This is a genomic window from Candidatus Culexarchaeum yellowstonense (assembly GCF_024707025.1).
Lineage (GTDB): Archaea > Thermoproteota > Methanomethylicia > Culexarchaeales > Culexarchaeaceae > Culexarchaeum.
The window spans coordinates 1-5,655 of the sequence record NZ_JANGFQ010000180.1 but is presented as its reverse complement, the minus strand read 5'-3'; the positions used below and the strand labels follow the sequence as shown (position 1 = coordinate 5,655).

The 5,655-nt window shown below is 41.8% G+C and carries 6 protein-coding genes and 1 pseudogene; 5 read left to right on the top strand and 2 right to left on the bottom strand.

Features of this window, described 5'->3' with window-relative positions:
- The 3 genes and pseudogenes from MRT15_RS10660 to MRT15_RS10650 all read left to right on the top strand — a co-directional run.
- Positions 1 to 249 (top strand): annotated as a pseudogene (locus MRT15_RS10660) (M42 family peptidase); the annotation flags it as partial.
- Entirely contained in the window at positions 246 to 668 is a 423-nt protein-coding gene (locus MRT15_RS10655) for a DUF1893 domain-containing protein (RefSeq protein WP_304330135.1), read from the top strand. The pseudogene MRT15_RS10660 and the gene MRT15_RS10655, both read left to right, overlap by 4 nt.
- Positions 669 to 671: 3 nt before the next feature.
- Complete coding sequence (locus MRT15_RS10650) at positions 672 to 1,223, top strand: stage II sporulation protein M (protein WP_304330134.1); 552 nt, start codon at positions 672 to 674, stop codon at positions 1,221 to 1,223.
- On the opposite strand, the gene MRT15_RS10645 is transcribed toward MRT15_RS10650, so the two are convergent.
- Both MRT15_RS10645 and MRT15_RS10640 read right to left on the bottom strand, forming a co-directional pair.
- A complete protein-coding gene (locus MRT15_RS10645) occupies positions 1,216 to 2,544 on the bottom strand; it encodes a M20/M25/M40 family metallo-hydrolase (RefSeq protein WP_304330133.1) in 1,329 nt (442 codons plus the stop codon). The genes MRT15_RS10650 and MRT15_RS10645 overlap by 8 nt on opposite strands.
- A 63-nt stretch (positions 2,545 to 2,607) precedes the next feature.
- Entirely contained in the window at positions 2,608 to 3,372 is a 765-nt protein-coding gene (locus MRT15_RS10640; RefSeq protein WP_304330131.1) for a hypothetical protein, read from the bottom strand.
- Positions 3,373 to 3,463: 91 nt separating this feature from the next.
- Here MRT15_RS10640 and MRT15_RS10635 point away from each other — a divergent pair, with 91 nt between their 5' ends.
- Positions 3,464 to 4,633, top strand: coding sequence for a pyridoxal phosphate-dependent aminotransferase (locus MRT15_RS10635; RefSeq protein WP_304330130.1), 1,170 nt, complete (start codon positions 3,464 to 3,466; stop codon positions 4,631 to 4,633).
- Between the two features lie 149 nt (positions 4,634 to 4,782).
- Positions 4,783 to 5,601 (top strand): V4R domain-containing protein, encoded by an 819-nt coding sequence (locus MRT15_RS10630; protein WP_304330128.1) that lies wholly within the window; start codon positions 4,783 to 4,785, stop codon positions 5,599 to 5,601.
- Positions 5,602 to 5,655: the final 54 nt, after the last annotated feature.

Genomic DNA, 5,655 nt, shown 5'->3' with positions numbered 1-5,655 from the left:
AAAATCCTAAAAACCATAGTGAAAACAGCAGAAGAAGCAAAAATACCATACCAATTCAAGAAGATCCCAAGTGGAAGCACAGATGCAGCAGCCATACACCTAACAAGAAGCGGAATACCCAGCGGAGCCATAGCAGTACCATGCAGATACATACACGGCCCAGCAGCCATAACCCACATAAGCGACATAGAAGCCACAATAAACCTAATAGTAAAGGTAATATTGAAGCTAAGTGGGATACAGGGATGAAAAGCAACCTACAAATAGCAAGGGAAGCATTGGAAAAATTAAACCAGAAACTGGCAATAGCGAAAAATGGGAAAATAATATACATGTCCACGGAAAGTGGAGTAAAAGGATTACTGAAGGCAATAGAGGAAATCCAAGAAGAACTTAGAGGAGCATCCATGGCAGACAAAATAGTTGGGAAAGCAGCAGCACTACTAGCAATACATGCAGGGATAAATGAAGTTTACGCTGAAACCATAAGCTTAAATGGACTTAAAACACTGGAGAAGTGGAAGGTTAAAGTGGAATACGAAACTTTGACACCAACAATAATGGATAAGAGTGGATTGAAACCATGCCCAATGGAGGAAGCCACCATGAACATTGAAAACCCAAAAGAAGCATACGAAAAACTAAAATCCATGATAAGTGGAAGGTAAATTGTGAAACTGAAAACATACATTGCAGTCTCAGCAGCCACACTAATCCTAGGAATAATAGCTGGATTGGAAACCACAACACCCGCACAAGAAGCACGACAACTAATAGAGCCATTAAGGGAACTAGCCAAACAATACATGCCATACACCATACAAACAGTAACCCTAATATTCACCAAAAACCTAGTGGCAGTAATGGTGATGTGGCTATCAGGAACACTACTCACAATACCCACAATTGCAAGCTTAGCATTAAACGGCTACATAATAGGCATAGTGATGGCTTTAACTGGAAACCCAGTTAAGGCCTTGATAGCCATACTCCCACACGGGGTAATAGAGCTACCAGCAGTAACCATTGCAGGGGCATGCGGACTAAGAATAGGGGTGGAGGCAGCTAGGAAGATTGCCTCCATAATCACCCATGGAAAAGCCTCCATGACCAAGGCATTTAAAGAGACAATTAAACCCATGATAATCAGCATAACCCTCCTAATACCAGCAGCAATAATAGAGGTGTATGTAACCCCAACATTAATAGCCATATTCAAATAGAACGTGAAAGTTTTAGGTAGAGATTCTCATAGAAATCCACAGTCTTATATAGGGAGTCAATCTCCACATACTCATTGGGTCCATGAATCCCACCACCACGAGGACCAAAATCAATACACTTAACCCCAATGGGAGCATAAAACCTGGAATCAGAAGCACCACAAGCCTCCACAGTTAAACCCCTAACCCCAAGACCACCCAAAACCTCCAATGCAAACCTCACAATATCCTCACCCTCATCAGTATACAAGTAGCCTACACCACCCCTAAACTCCACACTACCACCAGGGAGATTCCTAGCCAAAACACCCCTAAGAGGTTCAAGGAAACCAGTATCCCCAGACATAGCCCTAACATCAAAAACCAAACTGTGAACACCATTAGAAAACCTATAATAGTTTGGGGTTATGGAAACGCCGAAATCACTGTAAAGTTCAGGTTTAAGTGGAGCCCTAACCAAGGGGATAATAGACCTCAAAAGATTGGATAGGGAATCATCCACCTCCAAAAGCTCACCATGCTCATCCAAACTAACAAGATCAAGCTCCACAAAACCAGGCAAAACATTACTCTTAGAGAAATCCCCCCTCAAACCAGCCACATGGAGATCTGGATTCAACCTAAGATAATATGATGCGGCAATCAATGGATGTAAATCAACGCCAGGCATAAAGTAGGCTGCATGCCTAGTCTCATAAATAGGGGTTTCAACATTAAACCTCCTAGTAAACCTAACACCCCTAACAATCCTCCTAACAGCTGGAACACTAACCCTAACACTAAAACTACACCTCCTACGCACAATAACCTGCATCCCATGACCATCACCATTAACGAGGTAATCAGGCTTCAAACCCAACTCTAAAAGCCTATCCCTAACAGCCTTAGCACCATTAACACCACCAATCTCCTCATCACCAGTAAAAGCATAAATCAAAGTCCCCTTAAAACCACGCTTCACAAGACGCTCCACAGCACACATAATTGCAGCCACATTCCCCTTATCATCCACAGAACCCCTACCATACCCCCTATTACCCACAACAGTCAACTCAAAGGGGTTAAACTTCCACTCAGAAGGATTAACTGGAACAGTGTCGAAGTGGGCGAGAAACATCGTGATAGGCTTACCCCCACCCAAAACACCAAAAACACTATAAAAACCATTACACTCCAAAACCTCACCCTTAACACCAACACTGGAAAACATTTCAAGGATAAGGTTAGCAGCCTCCCCACCACACTTCAACCCCTGCTCAGGACTATTAACAGTATTAACAGCCACAAGCCTACGGAGAACGTCGAGAGGATCCAAAACCATAAGGGATACGCCCCACAAAAATATATGTAGGTAAACAATATTTATAGGCTTCCAAAAGCCATTCTAGAAAGCCTTCTCCCTAAACATTCCACTCAAAATAAGATACTTCTCCAATAAAACCCCACGACTGGAAAGCTTCTCCTTCAAGTCAGGTAAATCTTCACCAGTATAAATCCTATCAAGGAGTATTCTAGGCCTAATGGTTAAAGCCACTGGAGGCTTAGAGGGGTCTAAAACATCCTCCCCCACCCCAACATCCAACTCTGGAAACCCCTCCACAACCCTAGGCTTAACACTCCCAGAGAGAACTGAAAGGAATATATCCACCTCCACATCCAGAAAGCTCATTAAAGCCTCCTCCCCCCTAAAACACCTTAAAGCCATCTCCAAAGCCCTCTCCAAATCCAAATACACATCATAATATATTTTAGCCCCCCTCTTCCCAGGATTCCAAAGGATCTTAGGCTTCCAATCCAAACCATGGAAACATTGATGAAGATAAACTAGATACTCATGGTATAGTAAACCCTTAAGCCACCTGAAATCATAAGTTAAAATTTTAGGGGCATACAAGTCTATGGTGGGAACATAAACACCCAACTCACCATCAAAACCATAATGGAAACCAGACGAGTATATCAACTTAAACCCATCCACACCCCTACCCACAGCCAAAGCCTTATGAATCTCCACATCAGCAATCCAAGGTAAACCAGTCTCCAACTCAAAGCCATTGGCAATATTGGGGATAACTGTGCTTGAAAGCTTAGCCAAATCATCATCATAAACCTTAGTAGCCCCAGGATAATCCAAAACCCTAACCCTCAAACAAACACACCCAAAACAATAACTGCAATCGAAACCATTAAATGTTTCCACAATGGAGAAAATCAATTAGCTAAATAAGTGGTGAAATGTGATGGACATATCAAAATATGCGAAAAAGGAACTACTACAATTGGCTGAAAGACCAGCCACAAGAACACCAATACCTAGAACAGGAGACATAATAAATCTAGGTGCAGGAGACCCAGACTTCAACCAACCACCAATAGTGGCAGAATGGATAAAGGAAGCCATAGAAGCTGGAGCAACACACTACGAATTCCAAGGACACCCAGAATTCAAAAGGGCAGTGGCAGAATACTACTCAAAATATGGGGTAAAAATAGATCCAGAAACACAAGTAATACCCACATCGGGAGGTGGAACAGCACTATTCCTAACACTGGCAGCCACAATAAACCCTGGAGACGAAGTAATAATACCAGACCCAGCATACCAAGGATACATAAACCCAATAAAATACTTCGGTGGGAAAATTGTGAGGGCAAAAATGAGGAAAACTGAGGATGGATACTTCAGACCAGACATAGAAAATATAGAGAAGGCGGCAACAGAGAAAACTAAGCTAATAATAATATGCAACCCAGACAACCCCACAGGCTGCATATACACCATGGAAGAACTCAAAGAAATAGCCAGAATAGCAACGGAAAAAGATTTCCTAATACTATCAGACGAAATATACAATGAATACACTTGGAGGGGGAAGAAGCATACAGCCATAGCAACCATAAAGGAAGCTGAAGATAGAACCATAATAGCCATGAGCCTATCAAAAACCTTCGCATGGACAGGACTCAGAGTAGGATACATAATAGCCCCAAAGGAACTGGCAGAACTAATATGGAGAGTACCCATAGGAATATCGCCAACACCAGTCCCACTACAAATAGCAGCAGCAAAAATGCTGAGGGAGGGATGGAGCTTCCACGAGAAAATGAGGAGGGAATATGAGAAGAGAATAGAATACTCCGTGAAGAGGCTAAATGAAATCCCAAACATGAAATGCGTATACCCAGAAGCAACCTTCTACCTATTCCCAGACATAACAGAAACAAAAATGAAATCCATAGAATACACACAAAAACTATTCGAAGAAGAAAGGGTTAGAGTAGTGGCAGGATCCACCTTCGGAGAAATGGGGGAAGGACACATAAGAATAGCCCTAGTAGCACCAATAGAGAAAATCGATGAAGCCATAAACAGAATAGAAAGACTACACAAAAAACTCAAGAAACACTAAACCACAACAACACTTACCCATACCCACACAATAGAACCCCAACCTATCAAAATACGTAAAACTAAAGGAATAACATATAAACATAAAAAAAGGTTATATACTTGAAGGGGGATTTAAAATAATCTATTGAAATGGCATGGGAGGAGATCATGGAGATAGAAGCCCCTGATACCCTCCCAAGGGAATTGATGACAATCCCGCTACACAGGTATAGGAAATTCACCACAATACATGTAAGACTTAAACCTGAAGCCGCCGAAGTCCCCGGAGTTCTAGCAAAAGTTATACAACCAATATCGAGAAGAGGCATAGCTATAGTTGGACTTTACACATCAACAATGCCAGAACAATACTCATACATAACAATGTTCATAGATTCAACCAAGATTAGTGAAGAAGAATTGAAAAGCCTAATAGACGAGATAAGAATGAATGTTGGAGAATTCAATGCAGATGTGAGGGTGTATACGAGCCCAGTGGATGGAGTGGCCATAGACCCATACTCCTTCCCAATAACAGCCATGGGGTCGAGGGCAATAATCCTCATGTACAATAGTTTAAGGGGGATTATAAGTGGGTTGAGTAGGATTGGAGCTGAAATGATATTAAACATTGTTGGGAGGGAAATTGGTAAAGCTGGATTCGAAACCCATGAGAGGATGGTGGGTAGAGATCTTGAAAAATTAATGAAACTACATGAAGCGAGATTCATGATGAGCGGTTTCGGAATAATGAAAGTGGAGCACATGGACATGGAGGCATATGAGTTCACAGTGAAAATAATGCACTCCATAGAATGCGAGATACTAGAGGAGTTGAAAAGACCCTCAGGCTCATATTTCATAAAGGGGATTCTTGAAGGATGGTTTTCAGAGTTAACTGGAAAAGATATGACTGCATATGAGGAGAAATGTATATCCAGAGGAGACCCATACTGCCAATTCAAAATAAAACCAAGATCAACATAGAATTAGGAGAAACAAAACGCTTTTACATAGAATGTGGAAACATTATTGTGGAGG

Coding starts and splice junctions, on each gene's coding strand:
- MRT15_RS10655 (WP_304330135.1), top strand. CDS start 246: ATGAAAAGCAACCTACAAATAGCAAGGGAAGCATTGGAAAAATTAAAC.
- MRT15_RS10645 (WP_304330133.1), bottom strand. CDS start 2,544: ATGGTTTTGGATCCTCTCGACGTTCTCCGTAGGCTTGTGGCTGTTAAT.
- MRT15_RS10635 (WP_304330130.1), top strand. CDS start 3,464: ATGGACATATCAAAATATGCGAAAAAGGAACTACTACAATTGGCTGAA.
- MRT15_RS10630 (WP_304330128.1), top strand. CDS start 4,783: ATGGAGATAGAAGCCCCTGATACCCTCCCAAGGGAATTGATGACAATC.